Raw genomic sequence first — 15,779 nt, 5'->3', positions numbered from 1 at the left:
TCCCGAAGGAGCGCAGCGATGCGACTGATCGATCTCTCGCAGGACATCTACCAGGGGATGAAGGTCTACCCGGGCCACCTCAAGACGGTGGTGTTCGAGCACGTGACCCACGAGGAGACCGCGCCGCGGTTCGAGGGCGGCTTCTCCTTCCAGACCACCGGGTTCCTGCTCAACGACAACGGGCCGACCCACGTCGACTCGTTCTCCCACCTCGACCCGGACCCGACGGCCCAGACGATCGACCAGATGTCGCTCGACCTCTTCTACGGCGACGCGGTCTGCCTGGACGTCTCGGACATCCCCGCCCGCACCGACATCACGGCCGACCACCTGGACGAGATCGAGAAGGCGTCGTCGGTCGACGTGCGCCCGGGCGACATCGTGCTGTTCCACACCGCGACGTGGAACCGGTACGTGGGCGAGCCCCGCTACCTCACCGACTTCCCCGGCTTCGGCGAGTCCGGGAGCGAGTGGATCCGCACGCGGGGGATCAAGACCTTCGGCGTCGACAGCCCCACGCCCGACAATCCGGTCAGCCGCAGCTACCCCTGCCACATGATGTGCCGGCAGCAGCACATCACCCACTACGAGAACCTCGCCAACCTCGACCAGGTCGTCGACACCCGGTTCACCTTCGTCGGCTTCCCGCTCAAGTTGGTGGGGTCGCACGGCGGGCCCACCCGCGCGGTCGCGCTCGTCGAGGACTGACCACCGTCACCAGCCCGTGAGAGGAGAGCAATGATGCGCAAGGTCGCCGACACCATCCTCCCGACGACGATGATCGGGTCGTATCCCAAGCCGCGGTGGTACTCCCACTACAACCTCGCGGGCGCCGACATCCTCGAGTGGTGGAAGCTCGAGGAGAACTGGCACGCGTGGTGGGACGCCACCACGGCCTGCCTCAAGGACCAGGAGCTGGCCGGCCTCGACATCGTCACCGACGGCCAGATGCACTTCGACGACTACGGCGGCGCCATCGGCTCGTTCGTCTGGTACTGGTACGAGCGCCTCGGCGGCTTCACCAAGGCAAAGCTGCCCAACCCGCTGGCCCGGCAGATCGAGGCCAGCGCCGACGGCGACCTCAGCCAGGCCGCCTGGATGCACAACTGGGGCGGCACGGCGGTCACCGACACCGTGAGCCGCGGGATCCCGGGACGCCTCGGCGAGATGCACAGCGCGGCGCGCCTGCTGACCGACCGCCCGATGAAGGTGTCGGTCGGCGCCGGCCCGCCGAACCTGACCTACCACGTGGACTACGACCACCCGCACTCCGCGTACTCCGACGCCCGCCGGCTCGCCGAGGACCTCGTCCCGATCTTCAACGAGGACCTCAAGGACCTCGTGGCGCACGGCGCGACGTTCATCCAGATCGAGGACCTGGGCGCCTGGAAGCTGGCCCTGGACGACGACAGCGACTGGGTCATCGACGTGATGAACGCCTGGATCGACGGCGTCGACGCCAAGATCGCGTGGCACTGCTGCCTCGGCGCCGGCTACGGCAACACGTTCCGCGCGGTGGAGGACGCGCTGCCACGCGTGCTCGAGCGGTGGATGGACATCAACGTGGAGCAGTTCGCGCTCGACTTCGCGCTGCGCGACATGCGCGACGTGAAGGCCCTGGAGATGGTGGCGCCGGACCGGGAGGTCCAGGTCGGGGTCATCGACATCCGCAGCCTCTACATCGAGTCCGACCAGGAGATCGTCGACCGCATCCACAAGGTGCTCGAGCACATCGAGCCCGAGCGCGTCTACCTCTCGACCGACTGCGGGCTCAAGGCGCTGCCCCGGTTCTGCGCCTACGAGAAGCTGCGCGCGCTCTCGCGTGCGGCGGCGCGGGTCCGCGCCGAGCTGGGGGCCTGAGGGCGTCCCGGGAGAACGGACGGCGCTCTCGCAGCATGCCCCTCTCCGCGAGGGCGCCGTCCGTTCGTCCAGTTCAGCGCTGGCCCGTGACCGTCAGGCCGTGTGGTGCGACTCCTGGCGCGCGTGGACCGGCGTCGGGATGCCCACCGACCGCGCCTTGAGCTGCAGCGCGAGGTAGAGCGAGTAGAAGCGCGACTGGTGCAGGTTGCCGCCGTGGAAGAACAGGGCCTCCTGCTGCGTCGGCTTCCACATGTTGCGCTGCTCGCCCTCCCAGGGACCGGGGTCCTTGGTGGTGTCCGAGCCGAGTCCCCAGACCTTGCCGACCTTGTCGGCCATCTCCTGGCCGATGATGTCGGCGGCGCGCTGGTTCATCGAGCCGTAGCCGGTGGCCAGCACGACGAGGTCGGCCTCGAGGCGGGTGCCGTCGGCGAGCACGACCTCCTTCTCGCTCAGCTCGCTGATCTGGCCGCGGACGAGCTTGACCTTGCCGTCGGCGACGAGGTCGGCGGCGCCCACGTCGATGTAGTAGCCCGAGCCGCGGCGCAGGTACTTCATGAACAGGCCGGAGTCGTCGTCGCCGAAGTCGAGGTCGAAGCCGGCGTCGGTCAGCCGCCGGTAGAAGTCCGCGTCGACCTCGCGCGCCTTGTCGTACGTCGGCTTCTGGAAGGTGTGCATGATCCGGTACGGCAGCGACGCGAAGATCATGTCCGCGGTGTAGGTGTCGACGCCGTTGGCCAGGGCGCGCTCGGAGTAGAGGTCGCCGAGGCCGTACTCCATGAGGGTGTCCGACTTGATGATGTGGGTGGAGCTGCGCTGCACCATCGTCACGTCGGCGCCCACCTCCCACAGCGCCCCGCAGATGTCGAACGCGGAGTTGTTCGACCCGATGACCACGACCTTCTTGCCCTTGTAGGCGTCCGGGCCGGGGTGCTGGCTGGAGTGCTGCACCTCGCCCTGGAAGGTCTCGCGGCCGGGGATCTCGGGAATGTTGGGCTTGCCCGAGACGCCGAGGGCGAAGACCAGCTGCTTCGGGCGCAGCGTGACCTCCTCGCCGGCGCGGTCGACGACGACCGACCACTCGCCGGCGGCCTCGTCGTACGTCGCGTTCTTCGCCGTCGTGGAGCCCCAGTAGTTCAGCTCCATGACCCGCGTGTACATCTCGAGCCAGTCGCCGATCTTGTCCTTCGGCGCGAACACCGGCCAGTTGTCCGGGAACTTCAGGTAGGGCAGGTGATCGTACCAGACCGGGTCGTGCAGGGCGAGGCTCTTGTAGCGCTTGCGCCAGGAGTCGCCGGGCCGCTCGTTGGACTCGACGATGATCGCCTCGACGCCGAGCTGGCGCAGCCGCGCGCCCAGCGCGATGCCGCCCTGGCCGCCGCCGATGATCACGACCTCGGGCTGGCGGGTGTAGCCCAGCTCCGCCGCCTCCGCCTCACGACGCTCGCGCCAGGTGACGCGATCCGGGTTCGCGCCGTGCTCGGTGCCGAACGGGCGCCGCTCACCGCGCGGCTCCTCGTGGCCCTTCAGCTCGTCGAGCGTGGTCAGCAGCGTCCAGGCCCTGCCCTCGGCGTTCAGCCGCAGGTGCCCGGTGCCCCGCCCGATCGCGGTCTCGAACTTCAGCCACGCCTCGGTGATCCCGTCGGACTCGGTCGGCGTCCCGTCCACCGAGAAGCTCACCGGCGACGCCTGCCGCGCCGCCTCCGAGCGCACCAGGTCGGCGGCTCCCGCGGGCCCCTCGACGGTGACCAGGTTCCAGGTGAACGACACGAGGTCGCGCCAGTAGGACTCGTCCGCGAACAGCGCCGCCGTGCGGTCGCCGTCCCCGGCCGAGAGCGCGTCGGCGAACTCGGTGAGCCAGGTGCTCACCCGCCGGTCGGTCTCGGTGCGCCCGCTCTCCGCCGTCTGCGTCACTGCTGCCTCCACTGCGGGCGACGTTCCGTGCCGACCGGGGGCGTCCGCCCGCCTCTGCCCGCGGTCCTGTGGCGTGGAAGACAGTGAAGCCGATCACCGAGATCAGCGGCAGAGGTTGCACCCAGGTTGCGTCGGCCGGCGGAGCAGGTCAGGGCCGCCGGTAGGTGACGATCGCCTGGTCGAGCACCATCCGGTCGCGGAACGGGGTCGGGGCGATGCCGGGCGTGAGCTCGACGGGGACGCCGTCGGCCTCGGCGCGGTCGAACGACGCCGTGCTGGCCACCCGCCCGGTGAGCGTGAACTCGTCCACGAGGTACGGCAGGCCCTGCGAGGCGATCGACGACGGACCGTCGGTGACGTGCAGGTGCAGGTGCGGCGCGACCGAGTTGCCGGTGTTGCCGACGAGGCCGAGGACGTCGCCGGCCCGCACGCGGTCGCCAGGGCGGACCCGCACCGATCCCGTCTGCAGGTGCGCGAACGTCACGAAGAAGTCGTTGCCGACGTCGAGCAGCACGTAGTTGCCGTCCGCGAGCGTGATCGGGATGTCCTCGGGATAGGTCCCGGGGACCTGCTCGGGCTGCCCGTCCAGCGCCGTGACGACCGTGCCCTCCGCGACGGCGAACACCTCGTTGCCGTAGATGCGGTAGCTGCGCAGGTCCTCCTTGGGCCCGGCGTAGATGCGCCCGTCCGGGCCGACCCGCTCGTAGTCGATCGCGTAGCGCTGGGCCAGCACCGGGGAGCCGTTCACCGGCAGCGCGGCCCGCGTGTGCCGCACGGCGTCGCAGCAGCCGTCGGCGGCGAGGTAGCCCTCGCCGGCCAGCGGCGGGGCGAGGACCGGGAGCCGGCGGGCGTCGACGGTGGTCGGGGCGACGCTCTCCTCGGTGACGGCCTGGCCCCCGACGCGCGCGACGAGGCGGTGGGTAAGCGACGGCGGCGCCGGGGTGCCCGGCGGCAGCGCGACGTGCACGAACAGCATCCCGTGCTGCCCGCCGGCGAGGTTCGGCGCGTACGCCGCCCCGCCCGACGGCTTGAGGCGGGAGGCGACGTCGGCGGCTCCGAGCGTGCCGAGCACCTCCCCGGCGGGACCGAGCGCCTCGACCTGCTCGACGGTCACCGGCCCGGGCGTGAAGTTGGTCAGTTCCAGCTCGTAGACCAGGTGCGTGCGCTCGTCCTCGCCCAGCACCGGGACGGGCGGGTACGGCACGTCGGCGACCACGGGTGTGAGCACCGGCTCCGCGGGGGCCGCGAAGGGCGCCGGTGCCGCGGCCGGGGAGGGTGGCGGCCCGGCCGGCGGCGGCCCCGAGCAGGCCGACAGCACGGCGAGGACCGCGACGAGCGCGGCGAGGACCGGCGCCGACGCGGGCCGGCGGGCGGGGACGGTGACCGGTCGGGGCCGGCGGCGCGCTGACACCGGATGATCGTTTCTCGGGTGCGCCCGTGATCACACGGACCCAGCCCCCGCGCGGAGCGGGACCTGGGTCCCTTGCGCGAACCGGACAGAACGTCTCACCCGGCCAGGTAGCGGACCACGGCGAGCACGCGGCGGTGGTCGTCGTCGGTCGGCGGCAGCCCCAACGTCTCGTAGATGCGGGAGATCTGCCCGATGACGGCCTTCTCGGTGACGCCGAGCGTCCGCCCGATCGCGGCGTTGCTGCGGCCCTCGGCCATGTGGCGCAGGACCTCCTGCTGGCGCGGCGAGAGCCCGCCGAACGCGTCGTCGTCGAGCCGGGCGCGGGCGGCCATCAGGGCGACGATCTCGGGGTCGAGCACCGTGCCCCCGGCCGCGACCCGCTCGAGGTCGGCGACGAAGGTGGCGATGTCGGCGATGCGCTGCTTGAGCAGGTAGCCGACCCCGGTGGGCCGCTCGGCGAGCAGCTCGCGGGCGTAGCGGCGCTGGAGGTGCTGGGACAGCAGGACGACCGGGGTCGCGGCCGGACCGCGGTGCAGCGCCAGCGCGGCGCGCAGCCCGTCGTCGGTGTTGCCCGGCGGCATGCGGATGTCGGTGACGAGCAGGTCCGGCTCGTGCTCGGCCACCAGCCGGGCGAGCTCCGGCGCGTCGGCGGCCGCGCCGCACACGGTGTGCCCGGTGTGGCCCAGCACGTGCACCAGACCCTGGCGCAGCAGCGCCTCGTCCTCGCCGATCACGATCCGCACGGCAGCTCCACGCTCACCCTCGTGCCCCCGCCCGCAGGGCTGTCCACGACCAGCGAGCCCCCGACCGCGCCGACCCGGTCGGCGAGCCCGCGCATCCCGTTCACGGCGCCGCCCGCCCCGTCGTCGCTGACCTCGACGGACACCGTCCCGCGCGTCGCGACCACCCGGACGGCGAGGCTGCGGGCGTGCGCGTGGCGCAGCGCGTTGGCCAGCCCCTCGGCCACGACGAAGTAGGCGGTGCTCTCGATCGCGGGCGGCAGCGTGCCGTCCTCGAGGTCGAGGTCGAGGCGCGTCGGGAGCGGGACGCGGTCCACGAGGTCCTCGGTCGCGGCGGCCAGCCCGCGCTCGACCAGCGCCGCGGGCATCACCGCGTGCACGTGGCCGCGCAGCTCGGTGGCCGCGTCGTCGATGCCGGTGCGCAGGGCGACGGCCCGGTCGCGGAGCTCGGGCGCCACGTCGTCGGCGAAGCGCTGCGCGTCGAGGGCGAGCAGCACGAGCCGGACCTGCAGCCCGTCGTGCAGGTCCCGGGCGATCCGCCGGCGCTCCCGGTCCGCGGCCTCCACGAGCCGCAGGCGCGAGCGGCGCAGCGCGACGTCGCTGGCGCGCAGCTCCGCGACGAGCCGCTCGCGGTCGACGGCCAGCGCCAGCACCCGGCCCGCCGCGGCGACCGGCTCGGGGTCGGCGAGGAAGGTCGCGTCGTAGGCGATCGCCCCGACCCGGCGGCCGCCGAGCTCCACCTCGACCGCCGCACGCCCCGATCCGGCCGCGGGGAGCTGCGCGGGCTCGCCCTCGGCGTCGACGTAGCGCTCGGTGCCGGGCAGCCAGAACACGACCTGGGCCGTCGGGTCGCCGAGGGCCCGTGCGCACGCCCGCGCGAGCCCGGGGCGCCCGTCCGCCCCGCCCAGCCAGGTCGCGAGCTCCTCGATCTCCCCGGTGCGTGCGAACCCGCCGCGCAGCAGCCCTGTCACGAACGCCACGGGCACGCCGGCGAGCGCGACGATCTGCACCACCCCGAGCGTGGTCGGGTCGAGGCCGACGAGGTCGGCGACCGCGGCACCCAGCGGCACCATGACCACCGCGAGCAGCCCGTACACCGCCAGCGGCAGCAGCACGCGCCGGCGCTCCCGGTCGGTCGCGCGCAGCCGCCCGACGACGAGCACCACGGTCGCGACCACCACGAGCGCCCCGACGACGCGCTGGGCCAGGCCGCCGAGGGCGGCGAGGTCGGGCCGGTCGGCGATCTCCAGCAGGTGGTAGGGCGCCGGCTCGCGGACGAACAGGTACCCCGGCGCCTGGAGCACCAGGACCGTCACCCACGCCGCGCCCACCACCACGCGCGCCGCGGGCCCGCGCAGCCGCCCCGACGGGAACGCGAGGAGTAGCTGCACGAGGACGGCGACGGGTGTCGTCGCGGCGACGGCGCCGACGGCGATCAGCTCGGGGACCTGGGTGTTGGCGAGGGCGGCCAGTGACCACGCCCCGCCGCCGGCCACGAGCAGCGCGCCGATGGCGTTGCTCGGCCGCTGCCACCAGGCGACCACGCCGGCGGCGACGTACGCCCACGCGATCACCACGAGCCCGACGTACGCCCCCCTCGGCCCGGGCGTGGGCAGGACGAGGGCCACCGTGACCAGGCCCAGGACGCCGAAGACCGCCGCGAGCGCGACGAGCGCGCCCGCGAGCGAGCGGCTCAGCGGGGTGCGTCCCAGCGGCATGATCAGACCTTGGCAGGTGATCGTCCGCGCGGGGAGGGACCAGGGTCCCGCGCGCATGTGGGCACTTTCCGGGCCTCTGGGCCCGGAAAGTGCGCACCTGGGGTCAGCCGAGGACGAGCGGGCGGTAGCCCAGGACGCTCGCGGCGCCGTCGAGGTAGGCACGGCGGTGGGCGCGCGGCACCCACGCCTCGACCGGGTGCACGGTGAGCATCCCCGCGCCGGCGATGCGCCGGCGCTCCTGGTCGGCCACCGCCGCCGAGGCGTCCTGCTCTCCCTGGGCCCGTGCGTCGTCCGCCGTCACGGGTCCAGGGTGCCGCACGTCAGAAGATCGAGTAAGCCCCGTCGACGACGATCTCGTCGCCGGTGTGGAAGCCGCCGGCGTTGCTCGCCAGATAGACCGCGAGGCGCGCGAAGTCGTCGGGCGCGCCCCAGCGCCGCTGCGGCATCCGCTTCATCACCGCCTGCTCGAAGCGCTCGTCGTGCAGCGTCGGCGATGCCATCGGCGTCTCGGTCCAGCCGGCGACGATCGAGTGCGCGGTGACGCCGTGGCGGGCGAGCTCGACCGCGAGGCCCTTGATGATCGCGGTCAGCCCGGCCTTGCTCGCGGCGTACGCCTCGTTGCGCGGCGCCCCGTGCACGGTCGACACGCTCGAGGTGCCGACGAGCACGCCGCCTCCCCCGCGCTCGACCATGTGCCGCGCGGCGGCCCGCAGCGTGAGGAACGCGCCGTCGAGGTTGACGCGCGTGACCCGCCGCCAGTCGTCGAGCGAGGTGTCGACGAACGCCGCGCCGGAGCCGGGGACGCCCGCGTTCGCGAAGCACGAGTCGACGCGGCCGAAGTGCTCGAGCACGCCGGCGAAGGCGTCGGCGACCGCGTCCTCGTCGCCGACGTCGCAGCGCCAGGCGTGCGCCTCGGCGCCCAGCCCCTCGAGCTCGGACACCGCCGCCGCGTTCCGCTCGGCGTTGGTGCCCCACACCGCGATCGACGCCCCGCTCTGCGCGAGCCCCCGCGCCATGCCGAGCCCGATGCCCGAGTTGCCGCCGGTGACCAGGGCGACGTGCCCCGAGAGGTCGAAGAGGCTCACGTCACCGCCCACTGCCCGGTGAACGTCGGCTCCCGCTTGTCGCGGAAGGCGGCGAACGCCTCGGGGGCGTCCTCGGTCGCGAAGTTGACGGCCTGCGTGCGGGCCTCGGTGGCGAGCGCGTCGCGCAGGGTCCGGTCGGCGTTCTCGTGCAGCAGCGCCTTGGACTGCGCGATCGCGACGGGGGCGTTCGCGACGAGCCGCGCGGTCAGGTCGGCGACGAAGCCGTCGATCTCCTCGGGCGCGACCAGCCAGGTCACGAGGCCCAGCCGGTGCGCCTCCTCGGCGTCGATCATCTCGGCGAGCAGCGCCAGCCGCTTGGCCTGCTGCATCCCCACCAGGCGCGGCAGCAGCCACGACCCGCCGAAGTCCAGCGACAGCCCGCGCTTGGCGAAGATCTGCGAGAAGCGCGACGTCGGGGTCGCGACGACGAGGTCGCAGCCCAGCGCGAGGTTCCAGCCGGCCCCCACCGCGACGCCGTCGACCTGGGCGATCGACGGCTTCGGCAGCTCGTGCAGCAGCAGGGCGACGTCGTTGATGAACCGCATCCGGTCCAGCGGGTGGCCCTCGCGGGGCCCGGAGAGGTCGGCGCCCGCGCAGAACGCCCCGCCCGCCCCGGTGATCACGACCGCGCGCACCGCGTCGTCGTCGCGCGCCGCCGACAGCTGGTCGTGCAGCGCGTGCCACGAGGCCATGTCCAGCGCGTTCCGGCGCTGCGGCCGGTTCAGCGTCAGGGTCAGCACGCCCGCGTCGCGGCGGGTGAGCAGGACGTCGGCCTGATCGGTGGGGTCCATGGATGCGGCTCCGTCCCCGGACAGCAGATACGCCCGGAACCTATCGATCGATCGTTCACCGGGCCACTACGCTGTCGCGATGAGCACCCCGGCGGTGCCGCGCGGGAGCGGCCGGGACGCCATCACGCGCGCCGCTCGGGAGAGCTTCGCCGAGCGCGGCTACCACGGGAGCTCGATCCGCGACATCGCCGCGCGCGCCGGGCTGTCGCTCTCGGCGCTCTACCACTGGCACTCGAGCAAGCAGGATCTGCTCGCGGCGCTCATCGAGGAGAGCACCGAGGAGTACTTCCGGCGCTGCGACGAGGCGCTGCGCGACGCCGGCGACGACCCCGCGGACCGCCTCGCGGCGCTCGTGCGCGCGACCGTCGAGTACCGGATCAGCCGGCAGGTGGAGAGCACGATCGCCGCCGCGGAGTGGCGCAACCTCGAGCCCGGCAACCGCGAGCGCCTCGACGGGATGCGCGCCGCGGCGTCCCGGCTGTGGGCCGACCTCGTCGAGGACGGCGTCGCCCGCGGGGCCTTCCGCTGCGAGCACCCCGGCGACGCACGTCGCGCGGTCGTCGCGGCGTGCAACGCGATCGCCCAGTGGTACGAGCCGGGGTACGAGCCGGGGTACGAGCACGACCGCGGGCTCGCCGTGCCCGATCTGGTGGACCGGTACACGGCGATCGCCCTGCGGATCGTCGACTGCTCCTAGAGCTTGCTGAGCACCACGTCGGCGGTGGTCTTCTCGTGGTCCGGCGGCGCGTCCTCGACGTCGATCCAGCTCAGCGTGCCGTCCTCGATGACCGCCGCGTAGCGCTGCGACCGGATCCCGAGCCCGAAGTCGGTGGCGTCCAGCTCCAGGCCCATCGCCTTCGCGAACAGCGCCGCGCCGTCGGCGAGCATGACGACGCCGTGGACCTGCTGGTCCTTCGCCCAGGCGCCCATGACGAACGGGTCGTTGACCGCGGTGCAGACGATCCGGTCGACGCCCTTGCCCGAGATCTCGCCGGCCTTGGCCACGAAGCCCGGCAGGTGCGCGTCGCTGCAGGTCGGGCTGAAGGCGGCGGGCACCCCGAAGAGCACCGTGCGGCCCGTCGCGAAGAGCTCGCCGGAGCGCACGGACTCGGTGGTGCCCGCGGCGTCGACCGTCGTCAACGGCACGTCGGGGATCTTCTCTCCCACAGCGATCATCGCCGGGTTCTCCTTCGATCGGTTGGAGACAACTTCTAGCCCCCCACGGCGGCCGCGTCCAGCAGGTGTGCGAACTTCCGCCGCGCCTCCTCGCGCCGCGTCGGCACGTGCTCGGTGGGCACCTCGCGGGGCTCGTAGCCCCGCAGGACGCGGCGGGCGACGGTGACCTTGTGGACCTCGTCGGGGCCGTCGTAGATGCGCGCGGCGCGGGCGTGGCGGTACATGCCCTCGAGGGGCAGGTCGGTGGTGAAGCCCAGCGAGCCGTGCACCTGGATCGCCCGGTCGATCACGTTGTAGAGCACGGTCGCCCCGTAGAACTTGATCATCGCGATGTCGGTGAGCGCCGCCTCGGTGCCGCCCTGGTCCATCTTCCAGGCGGCCTGCAGCGTCATCAGCCGCGCGGCGGTCATCTCGGCGGTCGAGGTCGCGATCCAGTCCTGCACCATCTGCTTCTCGGAGAGCACCGAGCCGTGGGTGTACCGCGAGACGGCGCGCTCGCAGAGCATGTCGAAGGCGCGCTGCGACTGCCCCAGCCAGCGCATGCAGTGGTGGATGCGCCCGGGCCCGAGCCGCTTCTGGGCCAGCAGGAAGCCGTCGCCCTCGGCGCCGATGAGGTTCTCGGCGGGCACCCGCACGTCGCGGTAGATCACCTCGGCGTGCCCGCCCGGCCGCGGCTCCTGCTCCTCGGGATGCTCCATCGTCGGGATGTCGCGCAGGACCTCCACGCCCGGGGTGTCGGCCGGGACGACGAACATCGACGCCCGCCGCCGCGGGGCCGCGTCCGGGTCGGTGACGGCCATGAGGATGAGGAAGTCGGCGACCGACCCGTTCGACGTGAACCACTTGTGCCCGTTGACGACGTACTCGTCGCCGACGCGCTCGGCGCGCGTGGTGAGCAGCGTCGGGTCGGCACCGGCGTTCGGCTCGGTCATCGAGAACGCGCTGCGCAGCTCCCCGTCGAGCAGCGGCTCCATCCAGCGCTTCTTCTGGTCGTCGTTCGCGCCCAGCGCCAGCAGTTCGGCGTTGCCGGAGTCGGGGGCGTTGTTGCCGAACACCGCCGGCGCGTACACGCAACGCCCGAGGATCTCGTGCATCAGCCCGAGCTTGACCTGGCCGAACCCGCCCCCGCCCAGCTCTGGGGACAGGTGCGCGGCCCACAGCCCCCGCGCCTTGACCTCCTCCTGCAGCGGCGCCGTCGCCCGCTTCAGCGTCGGCCCGTCGAGGTCGAGCGTCTCGAGCGGCTCGATCTCGTCGCGGACGAACGTCCGCATCCACGCGAGCTGCTCCTCGAACTCCGGCTCGGTCGAGAAATCCCAGGCCATGCGCTCTCTCCTTATGCCGTGAACGCCAGGTCGAGCCCCGGAACGTCCCAGTCGAGCGAGTAGAGGATGCCGCGCCCGGAGGAGGTGACCCAGGCCGTGCGGCGCCCGCTCCCCGCGAAGCAGATGTTGGTGACGTACGGGTCGTGCTCGGGGACCGGGACCTGCCGCAGCAGCGTCCCGTCGGGCGCGATCACGCTGATCGCGCCCGTCATCAGCGTCGCGACGCACACGTTGCCCTCGCCGTCGACGCCGAGCGAGTCGAGCATCTGGTAGCCGCCGAGGCCGTGCAGGAGCGCGGCGCCGCGCGGTCCCACCGGCTCGGCGGCGCGCGCGAGGCGTCCCGGTCCGGCGACGTCCCACGCCCACACCCGGCCGGTGACGGTCTCCGCGACGTAGAGGCGGGCTCCGTCGGGTGACAGGCCGACCCCGTTGGGCTGGGTGAGCGGGTGCACGACCTCGGTGATCGACGACCCGTTCGGACGGGCGTAGTACAGCGCGCCCGTGTCCCGCTCGCGCTCGCGGCTCTTGCCGATGTCGGTGAACCAGAAGCCGCCGTCGATGTCGAAGACGATGTCGTTGGGTCCGCGCAGCGCCCGGCCGTCGCAGGCGGTGTAGAGGTCGGTGACCTCGCCCGTGTCGAGCGCGACCCGCTGGATGCTCCCGCCGGTGTAGTCGTCGGGCTGGTGGCCGGGTGCGGTGATGCCGTCGCGGTCGTGCCAGGTGAAGCCGCCGTTGTTGCACACGTAGACCGCGCCGTCCGGGCCGATCGCCGCGCCGTTGGGGCCGCCGCCGAGCTCGGCGACGACGGTCGTGGTGCCGTCGGGTGCCACGCGCGTCAGCGTGCCCCGGCGGATCTCCACGACGAGGACGTCGCCCCCGCCCAGGGCGATCGGGCCCTCGGGGAACGCCAGGTCCGTCGTCACCGTCCGCATCGTGCTCATCCGGGCTGCTCCAGGTAGCGGGGGTTGGCGACGGCCAGCTTGTCGGTGACCGCCTCGCGCACGGCGGCGAGCAGGGCGGGGTCGGTGTCGTCGACCGTCCCGGCGCGGATCGCGGCGGCGAGCCCGGCCTGGTCGTGCAGGCCGAGGGCGGCCAGGCGCTCGCGGTGGCGACGCTCCTGGTCCGGGCCCAGCGCGAGGTCGCGGCCGACGCCGTCGAGAACGTTGGCGGCCACCCGCGCGAGGTAGCCGACACGCTCGTCGGCGACCGCCCGGACGTCCTCGCGCAGGAACGCCGCGACGGCGTCGACGAGGTCGGCCGAGGAGGGACGGCCGTGGAGGTCCGAGCGGGGTGGAGCGACCTCGCGGTGCGCGTCGCCGGCGGGGAGCCCCAGCAACAGCAGTAGGTCGTGCTCCTGCTCGGCGACCCGGCGCCCGATCGCCGCGAGCTCGACCGACGGCACCGCGCCCGACAGGTGCCGCTCGGCCATCTCCCGACAGTGCAGCGCCCACCAGGCGGTGCGGTGGATCTGCCACCAGCGCACGGCCTGCTCGTCCGGTCGCTCGCCGGCGACCTCCGCGTACCCGTCGAGCAGCTCGTCGACGGTGCCGAGGCCGGCGACGGGCGCGGCGGCGCCGAAGCGCCAGCACTTCACGCAGAGCCAGCCGAGGTCCTCGCGCGGGTCGCCGCGGTGGACGAGCTCCCAGTCGAGCACGGCGGCGAGCCCGGTCTCGTCGACGATGAGGTTGCCGAGGCGGAAGTCGCCGTGGACGACGGTGTCGGCGACCGGCTCGGGGCGGTGCCGGTCGAGCCACCGCAGGGTGATCTCCACGGTCGGCAGCGGCTCGTCGATGGCGTCGCAGATGGTGCGGAGCGCGTCGACCGGGTCGGCCTGCGCGAGGCCCGGCACCGCGTCGGGCGGGATCGTGTGAATACGGGCGAGCGTGCGCCCGAGCTCGGCGGTCAGCCCGGCGCGGGCGGTCGCGTAGCGCTCGTCGCGCAGGATGCGCGGACCCAGCGTCTCGCCGGCGACGTGCCCGGTGACGAGGTAGGGCGAGCCGAGGGTCGTGGCGTCGGTGCCGCTGTCGACGAGCGGCGGGACCGCGACGCCCGCGGCCGCCGCGGCGCCGATCGCCGCCGCCTCGAGGGCCATGCCGTCCGGGCGGTCGGCGCCGGGCGGGTCGCGGCGCAGGACGAGGTCACGCCCACCGGCGGTGAACGACCACGTCTCCCGGCTGGCGCCGGCCGTGAGGCGGCGCAGGCCCTCGACGGTGACGGGGGTGCCGGAGACGTCGGTGAGGCGCGATGCGAGCCGGGCGCCCAGGTCCGCCACGTTCCCGGGGGCGCTCACCGCTTGTTCGGGCCGGCGAAGCCGAACAGGTAGCCCGCGACCTTGCGCATCTGGATCTCCTCGGCGCCCTCGGTGATCCGGTAGCGGCGATGGTGGCGGTAGATGTGCTCGAACGGGGTGTGCCGCGAGTAGCCCAGCCCGCCGTGCACCTGCATCGCCCGGTCGGCGGCGTCGCAGACGAAGCGGTTGGCGCGGTAGTTGCACATCGAGACGCGGTCGCTGATCTCCATGTGCGGGCGGCGGTCGAGCTCCCAGGCCGTCTTGCGGACCAGGCCGCGCAGCATCTCGGCCTCGGTCTGCAGCTCGACCAGCGGCCACTGGATCGCCTGCCGCGTCGCGAGCGGCGCGCCGAACGTGTGCCGCTCGCGGGCGTAGTCGACGCTGCGGTCGATGCAGTACTGGCCGGCGCCGACGCCCGAGGCGGCCTGGCGGATGCGGTTCTCGTGCACAAAGGTCTGGGCGACGCTCAACCCTTCACCTTCGGAACCGAAGATCGCCTCGTCGGGGACCCGGACGTCGCGCAGGCTCACCTCGGCGTGGTCGGTGGGCATGTTCAGCGTCCACCAGTGGAAGTCGACCGAGAAGCCGGGCGTGTCCACGGGGACGAAGAACGCGGTGATGCCGCGCGCGGCGCCGTCGTCGCCGGAGGTCCGCGCGAACACGACGTCGTGGGTCGCCGAGTGCATGTTGGAGTTCCAGCGCTTCGCGCCGTTGATCACCCAGTCGCCGCCGTCGCGGACCGCGCGCGTCTCCATCCACGTGGCGTCGCTGCCGTGGTCGGGCTCGGTGAGCCCGAAGCCGAGGCGCGCGGTGCGCGTCAGCATCGGCTCGAGGAACTCCTCGCGCTGGGCGTCGGTGCCGAACGCCAGCAGCATGTGCGCGAACGGGAAGTTCCCGACCACCGACGACTCGTTCTGCAGGTCGTTGTGCAGCCCGAGCCCGCGGTGCGCGAGGTGCTCGCGGATCACCGCCATGTCGAGGTCGGTGCCGTCGGACCCGCCGGCCTCCTTCGGCAGCCCGTAGCGCAGCCAGCCCGCGGCGTCGGCCCGGCGGAACATCTCGCCGAGCAGCTCCTCCCAGTCCGCGCGGGGGACGCCGCCGTTCTCGAAGTCGGTGCGGGCGTACTCGCGCCGGTGGTCGAAGAAGCGCCGGTTGTCGTCCTGCTCCTCCAGCGGCCGGATCTCCTGCTCGATGAACTCGTCGAGCGCCGCGAGCCGCTGGGTCAGCTCCGCCGGGAGTGCGAAGTCCACGCCGACCTCCTCCTGAACGATCGTTCAGCGAGCATGCCAGCGGGCGGAGCGAGGACGGAAGGGCGTCGCGGTGGTCAGGAGCGCGTCATCGACGTCGTCGCGCGTCCTGCGGTGGACCAGACGCTCCTGATCGCCGGGGCGCCCTTCGTCGGCGTGTCGCGCAGCGAGGATGTGGCGATCCCGGCGTGAGATGCCAGCGATGCCGTATCGCTGGTACACCCCCGT

Annotated in this window: 15 protein-coding genes; 3 read left to right on the top strand and 12 right to left on the bottom strand. The window is 73.3% G+C overall.

The window, feature by feature from the left end:
* The first annotated feature begins 18 nt into the window (after positions 1 to 18).
* Together WCD58_RS11455 and WCD58_RS11450 are read left to right on the top strand one after the other, a co-directional pair.
* Entirely contained in the window at positions 19 to 708 is a 690-nt protein-coding gene (locus WCD58_RS11455; protein ID WP_337702777.1) for a cyclase family protein, read from the top strand.
* Positions 709 to 738: 30 nt separating this feature from the next.
* The gene (locus tag WCD58_RS11450; RefSeq protein WP_337702775.1) at positions 739 to 1,860 is read left to right on the top strand and encodes a uroporphyrinogen decarboxylase/cobalamine-independent methonine synthase family protein; all 1,122 of its coding nucleotides are present in this window, start codon (positions 739 to 741) and stop codon (positions 1,858 to 1,860) included.
* Positions 1,861 to 1,953: 93 nt separating this feature from the next.
* Here WCD58_RS11450 and WCD58_RS11445 read toward each other — a convergent pair whose 3' ends face one another.
* The 7 genes from WCD58_RS11445 to WCD58_RS11415 form a co-directional block, all read right to left on the bottom strand.
* The gene (locus WCD58_RS11445; protein ID WP_373696208.1) at positions 1,954 to 3,771 is read right to left on the bottom strand and encodes an NAD(P)-binding domain-containing protein; all 1,818 of its coding nucleotides are present in this window, start codon (positions 3,769 to 3,771) and stop codon (positions 1,954 to 1,956) included.
* Between the two features lie 148 nt (positions 3,772 to 3,919).
* A complete protein-coding gene (locus WCD58_RS11440; protein ID WP_337702773.1) occupies positions 3,920 to 5,182 on the bottom strand; it encodes a M23 family metallopeptidase in 1,263 nt (420 codons plus the stop codon).
* Positions 5,183 to 5,277: 95 nt separating this feature from the next.
* Complete coding sequence (locus WCD58_RS11435) at positions 5,278 to 5,925, bottom strand: response regulator (RefSeq protein WP_337702771.1); 648 nt, start codon at positions 5,923 to 5,925, stop codon at positions 5,278 to 5,280.
* Positions 5,913 to 7,640 carry a histidine kinase gene (locus WCD58_RS11430; protein ID WP_337702769.1) on the bottom strand — a complete coding sequence of 576 codons (1,728 nt, stop codon included), beginning with the start codon at positions 7,638 to 7,640 and terminating at the stop codon, positions 5,913 to 5,915. Before WCD58_RS11430 ends, WCD58_RS11435 begins: the two co-directional genes overlap by 13 nt.
* Positions 7,641 to 7,743: 103 nt before the next feature.
* Positions 7,744 to 7,941, bottom strand: a complete 198-nt coding sequence (locus tag WCD58_RS11425; RefSeq protein WP_337702767.1) for a hypothetical protein — start codon at positions 7,939 to 7,941, stop codon at positions 7,744 to 7,746.
* A gap of 19 nt (positions 7,942 to 7,960) precedes the next feature.
* On the bottom strand, positions 7,961 to 8,725 hold the full coding sequence (locus tag WCD58_RS11420) for an SDR family NAD(P)-dependent oxidoreductase (RefSeq protein WP_337702765.1): 765 nt from the start codon (positions 8,723 to 8,725) through the stop codon (positions 7,961 to 7,963).
* Entirely contained in the window at positions 8,722 to 9,516 is a 795-nt protein-coding gene (locus WCD58_RS11415) for an enoyl-CoA hydratase/isomerase family protein (protein ID WP_337702762.1), read from the bottom strand. Before WCD58_RS11415 ends, WCD58_RS11420 begins: the two co-directional genes overlap by 4 nt.
* Before the next feature lie 79 nt (positions 9,517 to 9,595).
* Between WCD58_RS11415 and WCD58_RS11410 the strand changes: the two genes are divergently transcribed.
* Positions 9,596 to 10,213, top strand: coding sequence for a TetR/AcrR family transcriptional regulator (locus WCD58_RS11410; protein WP_337702760.1), 618 nt, complete (start codon positions 9,596 to 9,598; stop codon positions 10,211 to 10,213).
* On the opposite strand, the gene WCD58_RS11405 is transcribed toward WCD58_RS11410, so the two are convergent.
* From WCD58_RS11405 to WCD58_RS11385, 5 genes are read right to left on the bottom strand one after another with little or no spacing between them, the layout of a single operon-like run.
* Positions 10,210 to 10,692: a peroxiredoxin gene (locus tag WCD58_RS11405; protein WP_337702758.1), complete on the bottom strand. Its 483-nt coding sequence runs from the start codon at positions 10,690 to 10,692 to the stop codon at positions 10,210 to 10,212. The two genes, WCD58_RS11410 and WCD58_RS11405, sit on opposite strands and share 4 nt — an antisense overlap.
* Positions 10,693 to 10,727: 35 nt before the next feature.
* Positions 10,728 to 12,014 (bottom strand): acyl-CoA dehydrogenase family protein, encoded by a 1,287-nt coding sequence (locus WCD58_RS11400; RefSeq protein ID WP_337702756.1) that lies wholly within the window; start codon positions 12,012 to 12,014, stop codon positions 10,728 to 10,730.
* An 11-nt stretch (positions 12,015 to 12,025) separates the two neighbouring features.
* Positions 12,026 to 12,946, bottom strand: a complete 921-nt coding sequence (locus WCD58_RS11395; protein WP_337702900.1) for an SMP-30/gluconolactonase/LRE family protein — start codon at positions 12,944 to 12,946, stop codon at positions 12,026 to 12,028.
* A gap of 5 nt (positions 12,947 to 12,951) precedes the next feature.
* Positions 12,952 to 14,304, bottom strand: a complete 1,353-nt coding sequence (locus tag WCD58_RS11390; protein WP_337702754.1) for a phosphotransferase family protein — start codon at positions 14,302 to 14,304, stop codon at positions 12,952 to 12,954.
* Positions 14,301 to 15,554, bottom strand: coding sequence for an acyl-CoA dehydrogenase family protein (locus tag WCD58_RS11385; RefSeq protein ID WP_337702751.1), 1,254 nt, complete (start codon positions 15,552 to 15,554; stop codon positions 14,301 to 14,303). The genes WCD58_RS11390 and WCD58_RS11385 overlap by 4 nt, the downstream gene beginning before the upstream one ends.
* Positions 15,555 to 15,779: the final 225 nt, after the last annotated feature.

This window comes from Actinomycetospora flava (assembly GCF_037400335.1).
Taxonomy (GTDB): domain Bacteria; phylum Actinomycetota; class Actinomycetes; order Mycobacteriales; family Pseudonocardiaceae; genus Actinomycetospora; species Actinomycetospora flava.
This window is presented reverse-complemented; position numbering and strand designations above follow the sequence as displayed.